General features: G+C 72.5%; 16 protein-coding genes and 1 tRNA gene. 10 read left to right on the top strand and 7 right to left on the bottom strand.

The window, feature by feature from the left end; translation table 11 throughout:
* Positions 1-72 precede the first annotated feature (72 nt).
* Together GFD30_RS20695 and GFD30_RS20700 are read right to left on the bottom strand one after the other, a co-directional pair.
* Positions 73-651 carry a nitroreductase family protein gene (locus GFD30_RS20695; RefSeq protein WP_194202043.1) on the bottom strand — a complete coding sequence of 193 codons (579 nt, stop codon included), beginning with the start codon at positions 649-651 and terminating at the stop codon, positions 73-75.
* Between the two features lie 134 nt (positions 652-785).
* Positions 786-1,580: a hypothetical protein gene (locus GFD30_RS20700; protein ID WP_153027080.1), complete on the bottom strand. Its 795-nt coding sequence runs from the start codon at positions 1,578-1,580 to the stop codon at positions 786-788.
* A gap of 128 nt (positions 1,581-1,708) precedes the next feature.
* Here GFD30_RS20700 and GFD30_RS20705 point away from each other — a divergent pair, with 128 nt between their 5' ends.
* Positions 1,709-2,974: an aspartate kinase gene (locus GFD30_RS20705; protein ID WP_322633460.1), complete on the top strand. Its 1,266-nt coding sequence runs from the start codon at positions 1,709-1,711 to the stop codon at positions 2,972-2,974.
* 2 nt (positions 2,975-2,976) lie between these two features.
* The gene (locus tag GFD30_RS20710) at positions 2,977-4,044 is read left to right on the top strand and encodes an aspartate-semialdehyde dehydrogenase (protein ID WP_322633461.1); all 1,068 of its coding nucleotides are present in this window, start codon (positions 2,977-2,979) and stop codon (positions 4,042-4,044) included.
* Positions 4,045-4,128: 84 nt separating this feature from the next.
* On the opposite strand, the gene GFD30_RS20715 is transcribed toward GFD30_RS20710, so the two are convergent.
* Both GFD30_RS20715 and GFD30_RS20720 read right to left on the bottom strand, forming a co-directional pair.
* Positions 4,129-4,914: an ABC transporter permease subunit gene (locus GFD30_RS20715; protein ID WP_153027081.1), complete on the bottom strand. Its 786-nt coding sequence runs from the start codon at positions 4,912-4,914 to the stop codon at positions 4,129-4,131.
* The gene (locus GFD30_RS20720) at positions 4,914-5,858 is read right to left on the bottom strand and encodes an ATP-binding cassette domain-containing protein (RefSeq protein ID WP_153027082.1); all 945 of its coding nucleotides are present in this window, start codon (positions 5,856-5,858) and stop codon (positions 4,914-4,916) included. Before GFD30_RS20720 ends, GFD30_RS20715 begins: the two co-directional genes overlap by 1 nt.
* A gap of 258 nt (positions 5,859-6,116) precedes the next feature.
* Here GFD30_RS20720 and GFD30_RS20725 point away from each other — a divergent pair, with 258 nt between their 5' ends.
* From GFD30_RS20725 to GFD30_RS20740, 4 genes are all read left to right on the top strand, one after another.
* The gene (locus GFD30_RS20725; RefSeq protein WP_322633462.1) at positions 6,117-7,859 is read left to right on the top strand and encodes a choice-of-anchor I family protein; all 1,743 of its coding nucleotides are present in this window, start codon (positions 6,117-6,119) and stop codon (positions 7,857-7,859) included.
* A 143-nt stretch (positions 7,860-8,002) separates the two neighbouring features.
* Positions 8,003-9,400, top strand: coding sequence for a cysteine--tRNA ligase (cysS, locus tag GFD30_RS20730; RefSeq protein ID WP_322633463.1), 1,398 nt, complete (start codon positions 8,003-8,005; stop codon positions 9,398-9,400).
* A 51-nt stretch (positions 9,401-9,451) separates the two neighbouring features.
* Positions 9,452-10,462 carry a 23S rRNA (guanosine(2251)-2'-O)-methyltransferase RlmB gene (gene rlmB, locus GFD30_RS20735; protein WP_153027083.1) on the top strand — a complete coding sequence of 337 codons (1,011 nt, stop codon included), beginning with the start codon at positions 9,452-9,454 and terminating at the stop codon, positions 10,460-10,462.
* A 138-nt stretch (positions 10,463-10,600) separates the two neighbouring features.
* Positions 10,601-13,201: an Hsp70 family protein gene (locus GFD30_RS20740; protein WP_153027084.1), complete on the top strand. Its 2,601-nt coding sequence runs from the start codon at positions 10,601-10,603 to the stop codon at positions 13,199-13,201.
* On the opposite strand, the gene GFD30_RS20745 is transcribed toward GFD30_RS20740, so the two are convergent.
* The gene (locus GFD30_RS20745) at positions 13,180-13,599 is read right to left on the bottom strand and encodes a hypothetical protein (RefSeq protein ID WP_153027085.1); all 420 of its coding nucleotides are present in this window, start codon (positions 13,597-13,599) and stop codon (positions 13,180-13,182) included. The genes GFD30_RS20740 and GFD30_RS20745 overlap by 22 nt on opposite strands.
* A gap of 227 nt (positions 13,600-13,826) precedes the next feature.
* Here GFD30_RS20745 and GFD30_RS20750 point away from each other — a divergent pair, with 227 nt between their 5' ends.
* Positions 13,827-15,812 (top strand): hypothetical protein, encoded by a 1,986-nt coding sequence (locus GFD30_RS20750; protein WP_153027086.1) that lies wholly within the window; start codon positions 13,827-13,829, stop codon positions 15,810-15,812.
* Between the two features lie 85 nt (positions 15,813-15,897).
* Here the strand turns inward: GFD30_RS20750 and GFD30_RS20755 are convergent, their stop codons facing one another.
* Entirely contained in the window at positions 15,898-16,764 is an 867-nt protein-coding gene (locus tag GFD30_RS20755; protein WP_153027087.1) for a hypothetical protein, read from the bottom strand.
* Between the two features lie 264 nt (positions 16,765-17,028).
* Between GFD30_RS20755 and GFD30_RS20760 the strand changes: the two genes are divergently transcribed.
* Both GFD30_RS20760 and GFD30_RS20765 read left to right on the top strand, forming a co-directional pair.
* Positions 17,029-17,478 carry a hypothetical protein gene (locus tag GFD30_RS20760; RefSeq protein WP_153027088.1) on the top strand — a complete coding sequence of 150 codons (450 nt, stop codon included), beginning with the start codon at positions 17,029-17,031 and terminating at the stop codon, positions 17,476-17,478.
* A 165-nt stretch (positions 17,479-17,643) separates the two neighbouring features.
* Positions 17,644-17,719: transfer RNA gene (locus GFD30_RS20765), tRNA-Thr, on the top strand.
* A 240-nt stretch (positions 17,720-17,959) separates the two neighbouring features.
* Here the strand turns inward: GFD30_RS20765 and GFD30_RS20770 are convergent.
* Complete coding sequence (locus GFD30_RS20770) at positions 17,960-19,720, bottom strand: N-6 DNA methylase (RefSeq protein ID WP_153027089.1); 1,761 nt, start codon at positions 19,718-19,720, stop codon at positions 17,960-17,962.
* A 129-nt stretch (positions 19,721-19,849) separates the two neighbouring features.
* On the opposite strand from GFD30_RS20770, the gene GFD30_RS20775 reads away from it, so the two are divergent.
* On the top strand, positions 19,850-20,464 hold the full coding sequence (locus tag GFD30_RS20775; RefSeq protein WP_153027090.1) for a hypothetical protein: 615 nt from the start codon (positions 19,850-19,852) through the stop codon (positions 20,462-20,464).
* Positions 20,465-20,743: the final 279 nt, after the last annotated feature.

Raw genomic sequence — 20,743 nt, forward strand, 5'->3', positions numbered from 1 at the left:
CCGCCCGCGGGCGCCTGCCCGCAGCGCCCGAGAACCGCGCCGCCGCCCGGGACCGCCATGCCGGACGGGCCCCTACGGGCGGATGAGCAGGTCGTCGATGCCGAGGCGGACGCGGGCCCGCCGGTCCGGGCCGGCGACCGGCTCGGGCAGGCCGGCCGGGTCGCCCGCGACGCCGATCGCGGCCACGGTCATGGGGACCAGCGGCGCCTCGAGACCGAACTCGGCCGCGAGCGCCGCGGCGTCGAACCCGCCCATCTGGCGGACGGTGAGCCCCTCGGCGGCGGCCTGGAACGTCAGGTGCGCCATGGCCTGCCCGAGGTCGTATGCGGCGTGCGGCAGCGGGCCCTTCGCGTTCGCGTCGGTGCGGGCGGCGACGAGCAGCGCCGAGGCGTGGGACGCCCAGTCGCGGTTGCCGGGATCGAGGCAGTCGAGGACGCGTTTGAACTCGCCGGTGTCGCGCCGGGCGACGAGGAACCGCCACGGCTGCGTGTTGCCGGCGCTGGGCGCCCAGCGGGCGGCTTCGAGGAGCGCGGCGATCTGGTCGTCGCCGAGGTCGACGCCGGGGGTGAAGGCCCGGGTGGAGTGGCGGGAGGCCAGCAGGGGGTGGATGGGGACCGCGGTCGTGGCGTGGCGGTCGATGGGTGCGTTCATGCGCGCTCCTTCGGTGGCAGCGGAGCCCGCCGCGGGGCCCCTGGCCGGGGCCGCCGGTCCGGGCCGGTCAGCGTCGTCGCCATCGTTCATGGTGCCACGCGTAGCTGCCGAAACGGCACTTCCTGTCGCTTTCCTTACTCTCCTGTCGCCTGCTCGGGGGACGGGCCGACGGTCTCGGACGGAGCGGCCGAGGGCGCCCCCGAGGGGGCCGGCGACGCGGGCGCGGTGGCGCCCGGAGTCGGGGCGGGCGGCTCGGGTGCCTTGGCGCTCAACGGGTCCGCTTCGACGATCTCACCGGGGAGGTCCACGGTGTCGGCGGCCTCGGCGGGTTCGCCGGCGAGTTCGAGGGAGCCGAACGCGCCGCTCTCGACCGAGAGGATCCGCCCGGCCTGGTCGAGGCACCATTCGCCGGGCGGGATCGGCGGGTCGACCACGACGGTGTTCGGGGTCAGCGTGAAGCAGTCGCCGTCCTGCGCGACCGAGAACGGCAGGTGCCGGTCGAGGAGCTGCGGCAGCCACTCGGTGAACGGCCGCTGCACCTGCGGGTCGTACTCGCGCGGGATCTCCCCGGTGATGCCCGCGAGCTTCACGCACCGGTCGGCCGCGCACTGGAAGAACCCGCCGGTCGTCCATGCGACCGACACGTCGACGGCGCCGCCGTGCGCCCAGCCGGGCACGTCGACCCGCCAGGTGCCGTCCTTCGCGGCCCACACCGTCACCGTGCCGCCCTCCGACCAGGCGTACTCGGCGGTGAAGGCCGCGTCGAGCGCCTGGGCGACGCGCCCGATGAGGGTCGCCTGCGGGCTGTGCCGCCGCGGCGCCTCCTCCGGTTCGACCCCGGCCGTCGCCGTCCCGCACCCCGCCGCCACCGCGACCAGTGCCGCGGCCGTGAGCGCCGCCACCGTCCGCTTCGTCCATCTCGATGCCACGGGCCGATTCTCTGTCCCGTCACCCGGAACGACCTGGCGACACACCGGTACACGCAGCTAAGGTGACATGGCGCCCTGTGAGGGCGCCCTAAATGTCACGCGAGACATGAGCGAGTGAGGTGAAACCCGTGGCGCTAGTCGTGCAGAAGTACGGCGGATCATCGGTCGAGAATGCCGAGCGCGTCAAGCGCGTCGCTGAGCGAGTAGTGGCCACGCGAAAGCGGGGCGACGACGTGGTCGTCGTCGTCTCCGCCATGGGTGACACCACCGACGAGCTGCTCGACCTCGCAGCGCAGGTCTCACCCGTCCCCGAGCCCCGCGAGCTCGACATGCTGCTGACCGCCGGCGAGCGCATCTCGATGGCGCTGCTGGCGATGGCGATCAACAACCTGGGGTTCCAGGCCCGGTCGTTCACCGGTTCGCAGGCGGGCATGATCACGACGGCCGCGCACGGCGTGGCCCGGATCATCGACGTCACGCCCGGCCGGATCCGCTCGTCGCTCGACGAGGGGTTCATCACGATCGTCGCCGGGTTCCAGGGCGTCAGCCAGGACACGAAGGACATCACGACGCTCGGCCGGGGCGGCTCGGACACGACCGCCGTCGCGCTGGCCGCGGCGCTGGAAGCGGACGTGTGCGAGATCTACTCCGACGTCGACGGCGTGTTCTCCGCCGACCCGCGCATCGTCTCGAACGCGAAGAAGCTCGACGCGATCACGTTCGAGGAGATGCTGGAGATGGCCGCCTCGGGCGCCAAGATCCTGCACCTGCGCGCCGTGGAGTACGCCCGCCGGTACGGGCTTCCGCTGCACGTCCGTTCGTCGTACTCGACCAAGACCGGCACGATGGTGTCGGGTTACATGGAGGAGCTGCCCGTGGAGCAAGCACTCATCAGCGGCGTCGCGCACGACCGCTCCGAGGCCAAGATCACCGTCACGCGCGTGCCCGACAAGCCGGGCGCGGCGGCGTCGATCTTCCAGGTGATCGCCGACGCCGAGATCGACATCGACATGATCGTCCAGAACGTGTCGACGGCCGGGAACGGCCACACCGACATCTCGTTCACGCTCCCGAAGGAGTCGGGCCCGAAGGCGACCGAGGCGCTGAAGAAGCACCAGGGCGCGATCGGGTTCGAGAAGCTGATCTACGACGAGAACATCGGCAAGGTGTCGCTGATCGGCGCCGGGATGCGCTCGCACCCGGGTGTGACGGCGAACTTCTGCCAGGCGCTCGCTGACGCGGGCGTGAACATCGAGATCATCTCGACCTCGGAGATCCGCATCTCGGTGGTGTGCCGGGACACGGACCTGGACGCCGCGGTGCGGGCGGTGCACGACAAGTTCGAGCTCGGCGGCGCCGAAGAGGCCGTCGTCTACGCGGGGACGGGGCGGTAGCCGTGGGACGCAGACTGAACGTCGCGATCGTCGGCGCCACGGGCGTCGTCGGGTCGATCATGCGCCGGCTCATCGCGGAGGAGCGCGGGAACTGGGGTGAGGTGCGGCTGGTCGCTTCGGCGCGGTCGGCCGGGAAGCAGCTGAACGTCGGCGACGAGGTCCTCACCGTGCAGGCGATCGGCGAGGACGTGTTCGACGGGATCGACATCGCGCACTTCGACCTGCCTGACGAGGTCAGCGCCGAGTGGGTGCCGGTGGCGGCCGCGAAGGGCGTCGTCGTGATCGACAAGTCGGGGTACTTCCGGATGGACCCGGACGTGCCGCTGGTGTGCCGGGAGGCGAACCCCGAGGAGGCCCGGAACCGGCCGAAGGGCATCATCGCGAACGCGAACTGCACGACGCTGGCGCTGATCCCGACGCTCGCGGCCCTGAACGAGGAGTTCGGGCTGGTGTCGATGTCGGTGGCGTCGTACCAGGCCGCCTCCGGGTCGGGCAAGGAGGGCCTGGAGGCGCTGTACGCGCAGCTCCAGAAGATCGCCGGCGTCGAGGGCGTCGGGACCATGGGCAGCGACCTGCGGATGGTGCTCGGCGACGAGTTCAACGCGCCGTTCGGGGCGCCGCTGGCGCTGAACGTGGTGCCGAAGGTCGGCGGCTGGAAGGACGACGGCTGGACGAGCGAGGAGCTGAAGGTCCGCAACGAGTCCCGCAAGATCCTGGGGCTGCCGGATCTGAAGGTCGCTTCGACGTGCGTGCGCGTACCGGTCGCGGTCGGGCACTCGCAGGTCGTGCACGCGACGTTCGAGCGCGAGGTGACGGTGGCCGACGCGCACCGCGTGCTCGGTGCGGCCGACGGCGTGGACCTGGTGGACGACCCGGCGAACATGGTGTTCCCGATGCCGATCGACTCGGTCGGCAAGAGCGGCACCCAGGTCGGGCGGATCCGCCAGTCGATCGACTTCCCGAACTCGCTGGAGTTCTTCGTCGTCGCCGACAACCTGATGAAGGGCGCGGCCCTGAACTCGATCGAGACCGCCGACCTGGTGCGGCGGGAACTCGAGGCGGCCCTGTAGGAGGCGGCCCCGGGCACCGACGTTTCCGGGGAAGGCGAGCGGCCCGTGGCGGATGCCACGGGCCGCTGCCGTCGCGACGGGGTGTTAGGCGTCGCGCTTCTTGAAGAGGATCCAGGCCGCGGTGAGGATCAGCGCGGCGAAGAGGGCGAAGATGCCGCCCGAGGTCCAACGGGAGAACAGGTCGAAGTCCGGGGACCCGGGCGGGAACGGCGCCGGGTTGAGCTCCATGAGGCGGGCGCCGGCGGTGAACGGCAGGAACTTCACGACGGGCACGAGCCAGTCCAGGGCCGGGACGAACGCGAGGCCGAAGATGATCGACTCGATGATGAGCGGCATCAGGAAGATCACGACCAGCGCCGAGGGCACGCCGCGGAACAGCAGGCCGAGGCCGAAGCCGACGAGGACGTAGATCAGCGTGTACAGCGCGTACCCGATGAGGGCGGTCGCGATCGGGTCCTCGAACAGGCCGGGGGCCTCGCCCCACACGATGTAGACGACCAGGGTGTTGATCGCCATCGACGCGAACGTGACGACGAGGGTCGCGGCGACGACGACGATGAGCTTGGCGAGGATGAGCCGCGACCGCTGCGGCAGCGACGTGAGGGTCGGCTGGATGGTGCCGTGCCGGTACTCGTGGCCGCACGCGAAGATCCCGATGATCGCCATGAACACGGCCAGGAACGGCAGCCCGAAGGAGGCGCCGCCGTTGAGGGCCATGGTGAGGATCTCGGCGTCGAGCGGCTCGTTGCGGGCGGCGACGCCGAGGAGGACGGCGACGCCGGTGGTGACGAGCAGGCCCATGCCGGTGAGCCAGTAGGTGGAGCGGAGGGTGCTGATCCGCGTCCACTCGAAGCGCAGGGCGTCAAGCATCAGAGGGCCTTCCCTTCGGGGGCGGCGGTGTCGGCCGCGCGGACGGGTTCCTTGGCGACGAACTGCTCGGACGCGCCGGTGGCGGACATGAACGCCTCTTCGAGCGAGGCGCGGCGGGTCGACAGCTCGTGGAGTTCGACGCCGGCGGTGAAGGCGAGGTGCCCGACCTTGCCGATCTCGAGCCCGGAGACGACGAGCGCGTCCGCTTCGGTGGCGACGTCGGCGCCTTCGGCCTTGAGGGTCTCGGCGAGGCTACCGGTGTCGGGGCCGCGGACGACCACTTGGGACTGGGTGAACTCGCGGACGAACGTGTCGACGTCGCCGTTGAAGATCATGGTGCCGCGGCCGATGACGACGAGTTCGTCGGCCATGAGCTGCATCTCGGACAGCAGGTGGCTGGAGACGAAGATGGTGCGGCCTTCGGACGCGAGGGTCTTGAGCACGTCGCGCATCCAGTGGATGCCGTGCGGGTCGAGGCCGTTGGTGGGCTCGTCGAGCAGGAGCGTCTGCGGGTCGCCCAGGAGCGCCTGGGCGAGGCCGAGGCGCTGGGCCATGCCGAGCGAGTAGCCCTTCGGCTTCTTGCGCTTGACGTCGCCGAGGCCGACGAACTCCATGACCTCGTCGACCCGGGAGTCGGGGATCCGGTTGCCGGCGGCGAGCATCCGCAGGTGGTTGCGGGCGGACCGGGTGGGGTGGAACGGCTTCGCCTCCAGGAGCGCGCCGACCTCGTTCATGGGGCGGCGGATCGTGCCGAACCGCTTGCCGTCGAACAGGGTCTCGCCTTCGCCGTGGTCGAGGCCGAGCATGAGTCGCATGGTGGTGGACTTCCCGGACCCGTTGGGGCCGAGGAATCCGGTGACGACTCCGGGGCGGACGTCGAACGAGAGGTGGTCTACGGCGACCGTCTTCCGGTACCGCTTGTACAGGCCCTTCGCGGTGATCATGGGGCTCCCATCGGGGATCGCGGGTCGGGGACCGCCTCAGTCTATGAGGGACGGCCCCGCCGCACATGGGCGCGCGGACCGATTTCCGGGTCGTTCCCGAGGAGGAGGCCGGTCCCGCGACCGGTACCCCGGTACTACTCGCGCGTCGATTCGCGACCCGGTGTTCACTCCCCGTTCGCCTGCGCATCCGCGGCGGGTCCTCTTTCCTCGGTGGACTGGGGCCGTCACCCCCGTTCCCCGAGAAGTCAGGAAACCGCTGTGCAGAAGCGACTGCTCGTATCCGCGCTCGCGGTCGGGCTGGCGGCGCTCGCCGTGCCCGCCGTGCCCGCCGTCGCGCAGGACGACCCGGCCCTCGACCTGTCGGTCCTGGGCACGTACGCGACCGGCGTGTTCGCCGAGGGCGCCGCCGAGATCGTGGCCTACGACGCCGCGACCGAGCGGGTGTTCGCCGTGAACGCCGAGGCCGGCGTCATCGACGTGATCGACGTGTCCGATCCCGCGGCCCCCGTCAAGCGCGCCTCGATCGACGCCGCGGCCGCGCTCGGCCAGGACGGCGCCACGGTCAACTCCGTCGCCGTGAGCGGCGGGAAGGTCGCGGCCGCCGTCGAGGCGCCCGAGAAGACCGACCCGGGCTGGGTCGCGTTCTTCGACACCGACGGCGCCTTCACCGGCTCCGCGCGGGTCGGCGCCCAGCCCGACTCGGTCGCGTTCACCCCTGACGGGTCGAAGGCCGTCACCGCCGACGAGGGCGAGCCGAACGACGACTACACCGTCGACCCGGCCGGGACGGTCTCGGTCGTCGACGCGGCGACGTTCGCCGTCGCGACCGCCGACTTCACCGCGTGGACCGCGGACACGCTCCCCGAGGGCGTCCGCGTGTTCGGGCCCGACCTGTCCGCGGCCGACGCCGTGCAGCGGTCGATCGAACCGGAGTACGTGACCGTCGCCGACGACGCGACCGCGTACGTCACGCTCCAGGAGAACAACGCGATCGCCGTCGTCGACCTGGACGCGGGCGCGATCAGCGAGATCCTCCCGCTCGGCACGAAGGACCACTCGGCCGGCGGCGCCGGTCTCGACGCCTCCGACGAGGACGGCGGGCCGCGGATCGAGGCGTGGCCGGTGCGGGGCATGTACCTGCCCGACGGCGTCGACGCGTACGCCTCGGGCGGGGAGACGTACTTGGTCACCGCGAACGAGGGTGATGTCCGCGAGTGGGGCGACTACTCCGAGGAGGCCCGGGTCGAGGACCTCGAGCTGTGCGAGGGCGCCTTCGGCGGCGCCGACCTGGCCGCGCTCCAGGCCCCGGAAGCGTTGGGCCGCTTGAAGGTCACCACGACGCTCGGTGCGACCGAGGCCGGCTGCCACGACGCCCTGTACTCGTTCGGCGGCCGGTCGTTCTCGATCTGGTCGGCCGACGGCGAGCTCGTGTTCGACTCCGGCGACGCGTTCGAGGCGACCCTCGCCGCGGTCGAGGGCGAGCACTTCAACGCCGACAACGAGGCGAACGACGCCGACGACCGCTCCGACGACAAGGGCCCCGAGCCCGAGGCCGTCGCGGTCGGGCAGGTCGGCGACCGCATGTACGCGTTCATCGGCCTGGAGCGCCAGGGCGGGATCATGGTGTACGACGTCACCGACCCGGCGGACGCCGTGTTCGTCGACTACGTGAGCAACCGCGACTTCGCGGCCGAACCGGCCGCGGGCGCCGGCGGCGACCTAGGCCCCGAGTCGATCGCGTTCATCGCGGCCGCCGACTCCCCGACCGGGAGCCCGATGCTCGCGGTCGGCAACGAGGTCTCCGGCACCACGACCCTGTGGGGCGTCACCGGCGACGGCGTCCCCGGCGGTGAGCCCGGCGGCGACCCGAGCGCGACCCCGAGCGGCTCCGGGGTCCTCCCGAAGACCGGCACGGGCGCCACGGGCCTTCTGGTGGGGCTCGCCGCGCTCCTGGCGGTCGGCGGCGGTGTCCTCGCCGCGATGCGCCGACGCGCCGCTTAGCGCCCTCCGCGCGACGGCCCCCGGCAGCGCCGGGGGCCGTCCGCGTCCGCGGAGAAGGGAGCGCCGAGCGGCGTGGTCCCGGCCGCCTTGACACGCGGCCCTCGGGGCGCTAGGGGCGGGCCCGGGTTGTCTAGACTTGACGGGTGAGCCTGCGACTGTACGACACCGGCACCCGTTCGATCCGCGACTTCCAGCCCCGGAAGCCCGGCCACGCGGGCGTCTACTTGTGCGGCCTCACCGTCCAAGGCCCACCGCACATCGGCCACCTCCGCTCGGGCGTCTCCTACGACGTCCTCATCCGCTGGCTGCGCCGCTCCGGCTACGACGTCACATACGTGCGCAACGTCACCGACATCGACGACAAGATCCTCGTCCGGGGCGAGGAGCAGGGCCGCCCCTGGTGGGCCATCGCGTACGAGAACGAGCGCAAGCTCGCCCGCGACTACGCGGCCCTGAACGTCGCGCCCCCCACGTACGAGCCCCGCGCGACCGGGCACATCACCCAGATGACCGACCTCATCGCGTCGCTGGTCGAGCGCGGCCACGCCTACGCCACCGAGTCCGGCGACGTCTGGTTCTCCGTGTCGTCCTGGGCCGACTACGGGGAGCTCTCGCACCGCCGCCCCGAGGACATGCTCTCCAGCGCCGAGACCGGCGCCAAGCGCGACTCGCGCGACTTCGGGCTGTGGAAGGCCCACAAGCCCGGCGAGCCCGAGGACGCCGCCTGGACCTCCCCGTGGGGCCCGGGCCGCCCCGGCTGGCACATCGAGTGCTCCGCGATGGCCCGCCGCTACCTCGGCGACGCGTTCGACATCCACGGCGGCGGCACCGACATCATGTTCCCGCACCACGAGAACGAGCTCGCGCAGTCGCGCGCGGCCGGCCTCGACTTCGCGAAGTACTGGGTCCACAACGGGATGCTCAACCTCTCGGGCACCAAGATGAGCAAGTCCCTCGGCAACACGCTCTCCGTTGCGGCCCTCGGCGAGAAGGGCTTCAGCGCCGCCGCGGTCCGCTACTACCTGACCAGCGTCCAGTACCGGTCCGCCGTCGACTTCTCCGAGGAGGCGCTCGCCGAGGCCCAGTCCGCCTGGGAGCGCCTCTCCAACTTCGTACACCGTACGGCCGAAGCGCTGGGGACGGAGGCGACCATCGGCGGCGCCCTCGCGCCCGAATTCACCGCCGCGATGGACGACGACCTGAACACGCCCGCCGCCGTCGCGGTCCTCCACGAGACCGCCCGCGAGGGGAACGCCGCGCTCGACGCGGGCGACGACGCCGCGGCGGCCCGCGCCGGGGCCGGAGTCCGAGCTATGCTCGATCAGCTCGGCCTCGACCCGCTCGACCCGCACTGGGACGACCCGGGGGACGCGAAGCTCACCGGCGCGGTCGACGCGCTCGTGAAGCTCGCACTCGAACAGCGCGCCGAAGCCAGGGCCCGCAAGGACTACGCGGCTGCCGACCGCATCCGCGACGACCTCGCGCACGCCGGCATCACCGTCAAGGACACCCCTCGCGGTCCCGTGTGGACCGTGGACTAGGCGATCGCCTGTCCGCAGACGACGACCGACACCACTGGGGAACTTGAACCGATGAGCACCAAGGGCGGACACCCGAACCGCCGCAAGACCAGCAAGGCCGGCCCGGCCAAGGGCTCCGGCGGCCAGAAGAAGGGCCTCGCCGGCAAGGGCCGCACCCTCAAGGCCGCCGACCGCCCTTGGCACAAGCAGTACACCGGCGACGACAAGCCCCAGAAGACCCAGCGCAAGCAGGCCGCCGAGCGTGCCAAGGCCGCCGCCGAGGGCCGCACCACCAACATCGGCAAGGCCCGGCCGCAGCGCGGCTCGGCGCGCCGCCACGCCGACGAGCCCGAGCTCATCCTCGGCCGTAACCCGGTCCTCGAGGCGCTGCGCGCGAAGGTCCCCGCGACCGCCCTGTACGTGGCGTTCGGCACCGACCTCGACGACCGCGTCGCCGAGTCCGTGCGCCTCGCCGGCAACCGCGACCTCCCCGTCAAGGAACTCGCCCGCCGCGACCTCGACCGCCGCACCAACAACGCCCTCCACCAGGGCATCGGCCTCCAGATCGAGCCGTACGAGTACCACGAGTTCGAGGAGCTCCTCGAGATCGCGCAGACGTCGGGGACCGCGCCGCTCCTGGTCGCCCTCGACGGCGTCACCGACCCGCGCAACCTCGGCGCGATCATCCGCTCCGCCGCCGCGTTCGGCGGCCACGGCCTCATCATCCCGTCCAAGCGCGCCGCGTCCGTGACGGCCGTCGCCTGGCGCACCTCCGCGGGCGCCGCCGCGCGCCTCCCGGTCGCGAAGGTCGTCAATCTCACCCGGACCATCCAGGCGTGCCAGCAGGCCGGGTTCATGACCGTCGCCCTCGACGGCGGCGGCGACGCCGACGTGTTCGACCTCCCGGTCGCGACCGACCCGCTCCTCATCGTCGTCGGCGACGAGGGCAAGGGCGTCTCCCGGCTCGTCGCCGAGACCTGCGACATCCGCGCCGGCATCCCGATCTCCGGCGAGGTCGAGTCGCTGAACGCCTCCGTCGCGGCCTCCATCGCGCTCGCCGAGGTCCAGCGCCAGCGCCGCTAGCGCCGGGCCGAGGCCGGGAGCGGTACCCGGCGGCCGCGCCGCCGGGCCCACAATGGGTGATCCCGTGCCGACCGGACTCGCCCGGTCGCACTAATCTGAAACGATCCCGCACGCCCTAGCCCCAGGAGCTGCACCCGCATGCCGGCCGATTACCTGCTCAGCGTCGACCTCGGTACCTCCCACACCGTGGCCGTGGTGGTGTGGCCGGACGGCCGCACGCGCCCGCTCCTGTTCGACGGGTCGCCGGTGATGCCGTCGGCGGTGTTCCTGGACCCGGCCGGGACGCTCCACACCGGGAAGGACGCCGAGCGGCTGGCGCTCACCGCGCCCGAGCGGTTCGAGCCGAACCCGAAGCAGCGCATCTCGGACCGGACGATCCTCTTGGGGGACCGGGAGGTCCCGGTGACGGCGGCGTTCGCGGCGATCCTGTCGCGGGTGGCGCGCGCGGCGATCGAGTCGGTGGGGCACCTGCCGAACGCGGTCCTGACGTGCCCGGCGGCGTGGTCGGAGCAGCGTCGCGCGGCGCTGCACGACGCGGCCGCTCAGGCGGGCTACCGGCCGGTCAAGATCATCACGGAGCCGGTGGCGGCCGCCCACTACTACACGTCGCGCCTGTCGCACCAGGTCGGGCCGGGGCAGCCGCTCGCGGTGTTCGACTTCGGCGGCGGGACGCTCGACATCGCGGTGCTGGAGCGGCGCCCGGACGGCTCGTTCGGGGTCCTCGCGGACGGCGGCCTGCCCGATCTGGGCGGCCTCGACTTCGACGCGGCGCTGGTGGCGCACATCGGCGAGACGGTGCGGCAGCGCGAGCCGGAGATCTGGAAGCGGCTCGAGAACCCGACCGGCGCAAGCGAACTGCGCAACCGCCGGGAGCTGTGGGAGGAGGTGCGGGCGGCGAAGGAGATGCTGTCGCGCTCCTCGGTCGCGCCGGTCACCGTCCCGGACATGGCGCAGTCGCTGCATCTGACGCGCGGGGAGCTCGACCAGATCTCGCGGCCGCTGCTGGCGCGCGCGGTCGGCGAGACGCAGCGGGTGCTCGGTCTGACGGGGCGGCGCCCCGAGCAGCTCGCGGGGCTGTTCCTGGTCGGCGGGTCGAGCCGGATGCCGATGGTGGCCAAGATGCTCCACGAGGGGCTGGGGATCGCGCCGACGGTGCTCGAGCAGCCCGAGCTGCCGGTCTCCGAGGGCGCCGCGCTCGCGCTGACGTCGGCCGCGCCGGTGACGCCGCCGGCGCCGGTGCCGTCGCCGCCGGCCCATCTGACGGCGCCGCAGCTGACGGGCCAGTCGCGGGGCCTGCCGCCGGTGACGCCGGGCTCGGATCAGACGATTCCGCTGCGCCGCGGCGGGGACGACCAGTCGCCGCCGGTGCCGCCGCGCCGCGGCACCGAGTACAAGGCCCGCCGGATCCCTCCGAAGTGGATCGCGATCGGGGTGGCGGCGGTCGTGCTGGTCGCCGCGGCCACCGTGGGCATCTGGTGGGCGCTGAACCCGTACAAGCAGCGGCCGTTCGCGGAGGAGCTCCGCGAGGTGGGCGCCGCCGAGCCGCTCTCGGGGGAGGTCGACGACGGGATCTACGAGGTCCGCTCGGTCGGCGACCGCTCCGTGCTGTTCTACACGACGTCCTCGACGGACGAGTCGGGCCAGGAGCTGCACGTCCGCGCGGTCGACAACCGCTCGGGGGAGCTGCTGTGGGACGCCGAGCAGGTCCTCCCGGGCGACGGCTGGAACGGCACGTACTTCGTGTCGGAGGAGCTCATCGCGTTCTCCCAGGAGGTCCAGTCCGGGGAGGAGTACAGCTTCATCTTCCTGGACTGGGAGACCGGCGAGGTGCGCAACACGATCCCGAGCTGGGCCCGGGACGCGGCCCGCTCCGGTGAGCTGCTGGTGGTCGGCCCGGTGGGCGGCAACGCGTTCGAGGTCTACGACGCCGACGGCGAGCAGGTGTCGTCGTGGGAGCTCGAGGGCGAGGAGACCGTCGCCCAGTGGAACCTCGTGGGCACTCCGGACGACATCGCGAACCCGTCGGCGCCGGCCAACGGCGACGGCCGGCTCCTGGCGGTGTCGAGCATCGGCGTCGCCTACGTCTTCGACGTCGAGTCGGGCGAGACGGTGGCCTCGGAGGAGATCGAGACGGTCGACGACATGTACTACGCGTGGAACGGCCTGCTCTACGTCGCGGTCGACAAGGAGACCGGCTACGACCTGAACGTCTACAGCGTCGAGGACCTGTCGGAGGTCGACAGCGTCCGCGGGATCGAGTCGGGCGAGGTGGCGCCCGCGGCGATCACCGTCTGCGGCGAGACCCTGGTGTGCGTCGGCGAGCTCGTCGAGGACCAGACGGGCGTCTACCACTGGCGGGTGTACGACGCCGACGCCGAGGAGATCGTCCACGAGTTCGACGACCGCGAGTACGGCTGGATCGAGCCGCTCGGCGACCGCATCATGGCCGAGTACTACGCCGGCGACGACGTGCGCACGCAGATCTACTCCAAGAGCTTCAAGTCGGTCAACAACAGCCTCGAGGAGACGTTCGACCCGATCGACGGCGGCAGCGCCCTCGCCTGGCCGGGCCGGTCGACGTTCGGGACCGCGGTCGGCAACGTGATCGGGCTCGGCCGCGACGGCACGCGCGCGGAGCTGCGCACCGAGCTCGAAGTGCTGGCGTGCGACGCGACGGACACGCGCCTGGTGTGCCTCACCCCGGCCGGCTCGCAGGTCTACTCCTTCCGCGACGAGTAGATCCGGAGCACGGCCGGTTTGAGCAGGGCGACCGACCACGCGAACCAGGTCATGGCGGCGACGAGGAGCAGCCAGGGCGCGGCCTCGCCCACGGGTTCGGCCCGCGGCCACCATGTGCCGGCCCACATGTAGCCGATCGCGGCGGAGGCGGTGCCGAGCCAGCAGGCGGGCACGAGGAGCCAGGCGGTCCACCGGATCCATGCCTGCCGGGCGAGGAACCCGGTGGCCTGCATGAGGATCAGGCCCGCGGCCCAGGCGGTGAGCCCGACGACGGGCTCGGTGTAGTAGCGGTCGTCGAGGACGATCCCGGTCGGGATCGCGAGGACCGCGAGCGGTCCGGTGGCGTACGCGATGCGGCCGCCGATGCGGCGCGGAGGCGATGGCGTTGCAGTGTCCATGTCCGCAGTGTCGCGACGCTTCGCAACCGCCCGGGCACCGGTTCGGCCCCGTCTTTGTGGCGTTCCCACAATCCGGTGGCCGCGAACGCCCGATTCGGCAGGTATTTTTTCTCGCTTTCCGCCAAGCGGCCAAGCCATCCCGCGTATGCAACCATTTCGGACGCCCGGTGCGCCTTCGGTTCGGACGGGTCGACCGGCCCGCCCGAGTCTTCCAGAGGGACCTCCTTATGCGACGACCCAAGTTGATCGGATCGGCGGCCGCTTCCGCGGCCGCGGCGGTCCTGGCCGGCTCCGTGTTCGCGGGCGGCACCACCGCGTACGCCGAGCTTCCCGCCCCCGCCGCCGACGGCACCGCCGGCCCGAGCACGGTGACCCTCCCGACCGGCGACCGCGTCACCGTCCTTCCCAACGGCTCCGCCGCGATCGAACCGGCCGCGGGCCGCGAGGGCGCCTCCTTCATCACCCCGCCCTCGCCGAGCGGCGACCTCGTGGTCGTCCCGACCGACCGGGTCGGGGCCGTCACCGCCGGCGACGAGGACCCGCGCCGCTACAACGTCTCCGAACTCCTCCGCGCCGGCGAGGCCGACGCCGCCGCCGCAGCCGAGTCCGATCTGGACGACCGCCCGTATGCGGGGCTCGTCCCCGACACGTCGGCGGACGCGACCGCCGCCGAGGCGGACCTCCAGACGCTCGACGTCACGCTCCTCAACCGCCACGGCAAGGCGCCCGACGGCGCCTGGATCCTCTGGGCCGCGCGCGACGGCTCCGACTTCGGCTCCATCGAGATCGACGCGTACGGCACCGGCGCCGCCGCGCTCCCGCCGGGCGAGTACGTCGTCGTCTCCGGCTTCTGGTCCGACGCCACCGACTCGGCGCGCGGCCAGCAGATCCTCGGCATGACCCCGGTGACCGTCGGCGAGGGGCCGACCGGACTCGTCATCGACGGCGCCGCAGCCGATCCGGTCAGCGTCGACGTCGAGCAGGAGGACGCGCAGTTCCTCAACGCCGCCATCACCATCGACGCCCGCGCCGGCGAGAACAACCTCGGCTACGGCACCTACCTCGGACCCGAGGACGACGCGTTCCTGCTCCCCGAACCCGACCTCGCCGAGTACGAGCTCGGGTTCCTCTTCCAGCCGGTGCTCGCGAGCCCCGACGGCTCGGACGACCCGTACGTCTACAACCTCGCCTTCCACGACGGCGCCGGCTACCCCGACGACACCGCGTTCGCCGTCGGCGACGGCGACCTCGCCGCGGTCGAGACCGACTACCGCGACCTCGGCACCCCCTTCGGCGCCGACACGTCGGACACCTGCGACTACGGCGACTACACCGGCCGCCAGATCGGCATGGGCCTCTGCCGCCTGGTCGCCACCGCGGTGCCCTCGCAGCGGACCATGTACTACACGGCCGACCCCGAGATCCGCTGGGAGAACGGCCTCGTCGCCGGTGAGGTCGACGAGGCCGGCGACCTCGCCGACGGCTTCGTCGCCTCGTACGACGCCGTCTTCGAACCCGGCCCGACCGAGCGTGTCATGCCCCGCGGCGGCCTCTCCACCGGCGTCGGCGACGCCTACCGCGTGAACGACGGCGGCACCGAGTACTTCGGCGCGGGCCTCGACCTGGTCGGCGGCGGCAACGGCGAGTCGCTGATCCTCGTGGGCGCCACCGGCACGGCGACGCTGAGCCGCGACGGCGAGACCATCGCGGCCGCCGAGGGCATGGACTTCTACTGGGACTCCCTGTTCACCGAGCTGCCCGCGGGCGACACCGGCCGCTACACCCTCACCGCCGAGGTCACCGAGCCGTCGGCGACGAACCGGTTCGGCACCGGCGCCACCGCGTCCTGGTCCTTCGACTCCGCGCCGGCCGCCGACGGCGAGTTCACCGACATCGCGCTCCCGGTCGTGCAGTTGACCTCGGACGCCGTGGAGGGCGGCTACGCGCCGCGCCGCGGCTGCCAGGAGATCACCCTCGACCTGCGCTCATACGAGTACGGGCCGGTCGTCCACGCCGTCGACATGACCTTCGAGGTCTCCTACGACGACGGCCGGACCTGGAAGGCCATGGAACTCGACCGCGACGGCGACACCGCGACCGCCGAACTCAACCACCCCCGCGGCGCCAGATGGGTCTCGGTCCGCATGACCGCCCTCGACGACCGCGGCACCGAGGTCGCCCACACCACCATCCGGGCCTTCGGCCTGAAGTAGGCCTCCTGAAGGGCCGCAGACGAAGCGGCGGCCTGCGGGAGCGGAGGGCGGCCCGCCGATCGGCCGGCGGGCCGCCCGTCCACGTTCAACCGGTGTCGGTGTCGGTGCCGGCCGAACCGCCCCCGCGGCGGCACCACGACTTCGACTCGGCGTTCAGCAGCGCCCACGCGAACGCCGCCGGCACCACCGCGAGTGCCGCCGGCGCCGCCCACGCCTCCCCGCCCGCCAGGGCCGTGACGGCCGCGACGACGAGCGCGAGCGCGTAGGCCACCGAGAGCCCGGCGGTCGCGATCCGCGCCCACTCGCGCCGCCGGGTCAGGGCGAGGTTCAACGCGCCGTGGACGACCACCGCAGCCGCGAGTGCGAGCGCGGCCCGCGTCGAGGTCTCGCCGGCCTCGTTCAGCCGCAGCGCCTGCGCGCTGAAGTACGCGGCGGCCGCCACGGCCGCCCACAGCAGCACCAGTTCGGCCACCACGAGGAACGGCGGCTCCTCCCGCTCGCCGATCCGCGGGCTGTGCCGCGGCGAGTCGCGGTCGCACCAGTGCTGGGTCGAGGGCACGGCGACGAGGACGAGCAGGAGCGCGAACGCGAGCGCGCCGGCGAGCCCGCTCCCGAAGTCCAACGCGGCCCGGGTCAGCAGCGCGGTCACGAGGACGACGGCGCACAGCAGGAGCACGACCCGGCGGGCCCAGTCGCGGCCGGTCCAGACCTTCACCGCGAGCAGGCCGACGGCGGCCGCGACGGCGGCGAACAGCAGCGGTTCGAGGAACGCCAACGCGTTCACCGGATCGGGTGGGAGCGTCGAGACGCGGAACGCGGTGAGGAGCGTCGACACCGCGGCCAGCCAGCCCAGGGCCGCGGCCGTCAGCCAGAGCAGGACGACCGCGCCGACGACCGGCACGGGCGCGCGCGGCTTCACGGGCGGCGCTGCGGGCGTCGCGGAGCTGTCCATGTCGCGGCCTCCGTGCGGGTCGATTCCCCTTCGAGCCTATGGGATCCGGGCGAACGCCGCGAGAACGCGGGCGGACGGACCGGGGCAAGCGCCCGCGCCGCGGCGGCGTCCGGGGCGTCGAGGACCCCGCGCGGCGGTCCTGAGGGTTTTCGAGCGTGAGCCGGGAAAAGGTTTCCGAAATAATGTGGACGAACTCCGTATCCATGGCAGACTGACCGTCGTTAAAGGGGCGAAAGGTCCTTACCTACTTGAAAGGGACAAAGCATGAAGGTTTCGCGCACTGTCGCAGCCGTCCTGGCCGGTGCCGCGGCGTCTGCCGCCATCGCCACGCCGTCGCTCGCCGCGGACATCACCGACGCGCAGGACGCGCTCGGCCCCGTCACGCAGGACGCCGGTTCGGTCCTGAACGCGGTGACCTCGGAGGCCGGCCTCAAGTGGGGCGTGGGCACCGAAGGCAACAAGGACATGGAGGACGGCGACGGCGGCAACGACGCCGACGACTTCGGCAGCGCCTACGGCGACGCGGTCTTCTACGACAAGCAGTCCGCGCTCATCGCCTCCTACGGCGCCCCGCTCGTCCACATCGACGCCCGTTGCGTCGATGCCGCGGGCGGCATCATCGCCGGCTACGCCAACGGCCTCTTCGGCAACTCGGCGAAGTGCAACCTGGACGACGTGACCCAGATCGACGACTCGAACGGTCTGCTGGGCTAACACCGCAGCCAGGTTCCTCGCGCATCTGGTGACGGTGGTGTGGGCGGCCGGTCCCTCGGGGGCCGGCCGCCCATCAGCGTCTCCGGCGGCCCGGATCGGGCGTCGGCGACCGCTTCGGGGGTCGGCTAGAATCGATCCGTCTCGCTGCGAGAACGGCGCTGACCGGCCGCTGTAGCTTTAACGGTAGAGCAACTGTCTTGTAAACAGTAGGTTGCGGGTTCGAATCCTGTCAGCGGCTCCAAGACACCAGGCGGGGGCGGTTGAATGCCGCCCCCCACCTGCTTCCCCGAAGGCTTCGGTCAACCGCCGGTGGCACGGCCCGGAGCAAACGACCCGAACGCGGCATCCCGAGCCGGTCCGCCGCAGCCACCAGCGCCTTGTCAGGCACATGCCGGTACCGCTTCGCCGTCTCCGGCGGCCACCGGCGTCGCCATGCGAACGACCGGGCTCGCGCCCGGCCGTTCGCTCGCCGCCTCGGCGGTCAGTCCTCCACCGTCACCGCGCCCGAGACCAGTCCGGCGGCCGCCTCCGCTGCGAGCGCCTCGGCCTGGCGGCCGGCGAGGGCGAGGTCGGACCGGAGCGCTTCGAGCCGTGCGAACGCCTCGCCGCGGCGCTGCTGCTCGGCGAGGGGGAGGCGCGGGATCTTCACCGCCAGGATGCGGCGCTTCGCGCCCGTGGCGGTGCGCTTGGACGCGGCCGGGAGCCGGGCGGCGAGGGCCGCGGCGATCCAGCCGAGGTCCACGGCCGGCTCGCACGTCACCGTCCACTGGGTCTCGGCGGCCTCGCCCCTGGTGCCGATGCGCACGGGCGGTTCGCCGACGGGGTCGACGATGACGCACCTGGCGTCCCCGGCCCCGCCGCCGGGCGCGACCACGAGGTGGCCGTCGCGTTCGAGGTCGCCGAGGCTCGTCTCGGGGGCCGACTGCTCGGCGCCGCCGCCGAAGCGGGGCAGGGCCCGTCCGGCGATCTCCTCGATGCGGACGCTCAGGTGGGCGACCGCTTCGGCGAGGTCTTCGGCGCCTCCGGCGGCGCTCGCCAGGTAGACGGCGGGGGAGATGTCGACGTCCTCGTCCCACAGGCGCATGAGCGGCACGGTGACCGAGTCGGGGGTCGCGATCGGCGCGTCGGGGACGGCGGTGAAGTTCTGCCAGGACTGGTCGAAGTCGCGGCCGTTGGAGACGAGGAGCTGGCTGGTCTCGCCCCGAGGCGCGAGGATCCAGATGTGCGCCTTGGCCTCCGGGTGGTCGACGACGGCGCGGAGCGCGCCCCAGCGCAGGAGTTCGGACCGGATGCGCCTGCCGGAGCGGCGGTGCGCGACCTGCGCGGGCATCCGCACGACCGCGTGCCCGCCGGGGGCGAGGAGTGCGACGCAGTGGAGGGCCCACGCGAGTTCGGGTTCGGTCCGGGGCGGGGTGCCGTAGGCGAGGCGGGGGTCGTCGCCGTCGGGGAGGCGGTCGTAGCCCCAGTCCTTGACGTTGAACGGCGGGTCGCAGACGACGAGGTCGTAGCGTTCGGCCGGGAGCGAGGCCAGGAGGGAGTCGCCGACGCGGGTCGCGACGTCGGCGCGTTCGCCCGGTGCGGCCGGCGCGGCGGGCCGCTCGCCGCGGAGCTTGCCGTCGAGGAGCCGCAGGCGCCGCTCCGCGATCGCGGCGCGGGTCGCGGAGAGGTCCTGCCCGCTGAGGGCCTTGCACGGGCCGAGCCTGGCGGCGACCGCGGCGAGGAGGTCGCCTTCGTCGCAGGCGGGATCGTGCACGGTCTTCCCGGTGCGGTCCTCGGCGTGCTCGCCGCTGACCGCGGCGGCGATGTCGGCGAGCGGCGCGATCCCCGGCGGCACGCCGGTTCCCGCCGCTTCACGTGCGCGTTCGATGAAGAACTCGAACAGGTCCGAAGCCGGGGTCTCGGACGCGAGGTCCTCGACCGCGGCGGCCAGGTCGGCATCGCCGCGGCCGTCGAAGGCGGCGGCGACGGCTTCGAGGGCGGCCTCGGCGGTCGGGTGGGCGCCGGAGAGGCGGAACCAGAGCCGGTCGGCGGCGGTGACGTGCAGCGAGCGGCCGTGGGTCTCGGCCCAGGTCTCCAACTCGGCCAAGGAGAAGCGCGGGCGGCGGGCGGAATCGTCGACGGGGGCGGGGAAGTCGGGCTCTCGGCGGCGCCAGTTGCTGACGGCGTTGCGTCCGACCGCGGCGAGGCGGGCGAGGTCGGTCAGCGTGATGGTCTCGCCTGGGCCGGCGTCACGGGTGGTCATGCGGGCTCCTGTCTGGATTTATCGAATCGTAACCCACCCCGCGTTGCGGAGGCTCGACACAGTCTACTATTCTCGTGAAGTAACTTCACAAGACATCGTGACTGAACGATACCCCACGAAAGGTTTCCCATGAACATCGAATTCCCCGAGATCTCGAAGCGCCTCCTCGCCGCCGGCGGTGCCGCCCTCATCGCGCTCGCGGCCCTGTCGGCCTGCAGCGCCGGGGAAGACACCGCCGACGGCGGGGACACCGGCTCGGACGAGTCCACCGTCGAAGAGGCGGCCGAAGCGGGCGCGGAAGAGGAAGCGGCCACCGGCGACGGCACCAGCCCCGAGTCCCCGCTCCCCGCCGGCTCGGAAGTGCAGATCGGCGACTGGACCATCTCCGTCAGCGACGTCCAGCTCGACGCCACCGACGCGGTCATGGCCGAGAACGAGTTCAACACGCCTCCGGCCGAAGGCAACACGTTCGCGATGTTCACCGTCGACGGCACCTACAACGGCGCCGAGACCGGGACGCTGTGGCTCGACGCGACCGTCGGCATCTGGGCCGACGGCACCTTCTCCGAGAGCTGCACCAACGTCGTGCCCAACGACATCATCAACACCGCCGAGGTCACCGCCGGCGCGACCTCGTCCGGCGCCACCTGCGCCGAGATCCCGGCCGACGCCGAGAGCACCCTCGTCTACGTCGAGGACATCTGGTCCCTGGACGGCACCAAGTACTTCATCGAGATCGGCTAGTGCCGAATCCCCCGGCCCGCCGGGCCGGGGCCCGAGACGGAGGGCGCGGAGACCATTGGGCGGAACCCGCGCCCTCCTTCGGCACCGCCGCGGCGGCCGGTCGCGAACCGAACGGGCGCAACCGATCCCGCAGGACGCCCCACCGGAGATCCTTCCGCCTTGACCGAATTGCAACCATCGTGATCCTGATCATGAGCACCGGCTCGCGCTCGCCGACGGTTCACAGAACCGCAGCTCACGGAGTGCGCCGGACCCGAGGGTGACGACGTCTGCCGCGTC

This window comes from Glycomyces albidus (assembly GCF_009451885.1).
GTDB lineage: Bacteria > Actinomycetota > Actinomycetes > Mycobacteriales > Micromonosporaceae > Glycomyces > Glycomyces albidus.

What these genes read in the sequence shown, in the direction of transcription:
- GFD30_RS20695 (WP_194202043.1), bottom strand. Translation starts at nt 651, where the DNA reads ATGAACGCACCCATCGACCGCCACGCCACGACCGCGGTCCCCATCCAC.
- GFD30_RS20715 (WP_153027081.1), bottom strand. Translation starts at nt 4,914, where the DNA reads ATGCTTGACGCCCTGCGCTTCGAGTGGACGCGGATCAGCACCCTCCGC.
- GFD30_RS20720 (WP_153027082.1), bottom strand. Translation starts at nt 5,858, where the DNA reads ATGATCACCGCGAAGGGCCTGTACAAGCGGTACCGGAAGACGGTCGCC.
- rlmB (WP_153027083.1), top strand. Translation starts at nt 9,452, where the DNA reads ATGAGCACCAAGGGCGGACACCCGAACCGCCGCAAGACCAGCAAGGCC.
- GFD30_RS20740 (WP_153027084.1), top strand. Translation starts at nt 10,601, where the DNA reads ATGCCGGCCGATTACCTGCTCAGCGTCGACCTCGGTACCTCCCACACC.
- GFD30_RS20745 (WP_153027085.1), bottom strand. Translation starts at nt 13,599, where the DNA reads ATGGACACTGCAACGCCATCGCCTCCGCGCCGCATCGGCGGCCGCATC.
- GFD30_RS20750 (WP_153027086.1), top strand. Translation starts at nt 13,827, where the DNA reads ATGCGACGACCCAAGTTGATCGGATCGGCGGCCGCTTCCGCGGCCGCG.
- GFD30_RS20755 (WP_153027087.1), bottom strand. Translation starts at nt 16,764, where the DNA reads ATGGACAGCTCCGCGACGCCCGCAGCGCCGCCCGTGAAGCCGCGCGCG.
- GFD30_RS20760 (WP_153027088.1), top strand. Translation starts at nt 17,029, where the DNA reads ATGAAGGTTTCGCGCACTGTCGCAGCCGTCCTGGCCGGTGCCGCGGCG.
- GFD30_RS20770 (WP_153027089.1), bottom strand. Translation starts at nt 19,720, where the DNA reads ATGACCACCCGTGACGCCGGCCCAGGCGAGACCATCACGCTGACCGAC.
- GFD30_RS20775 (WP_153027090.1), top strand. Translation starts at nt 19,850, where the DNA reads ATGAACATCGAATTCCCCGAGATCTCGAAGCGCCTCCTCGCCGCCGGC.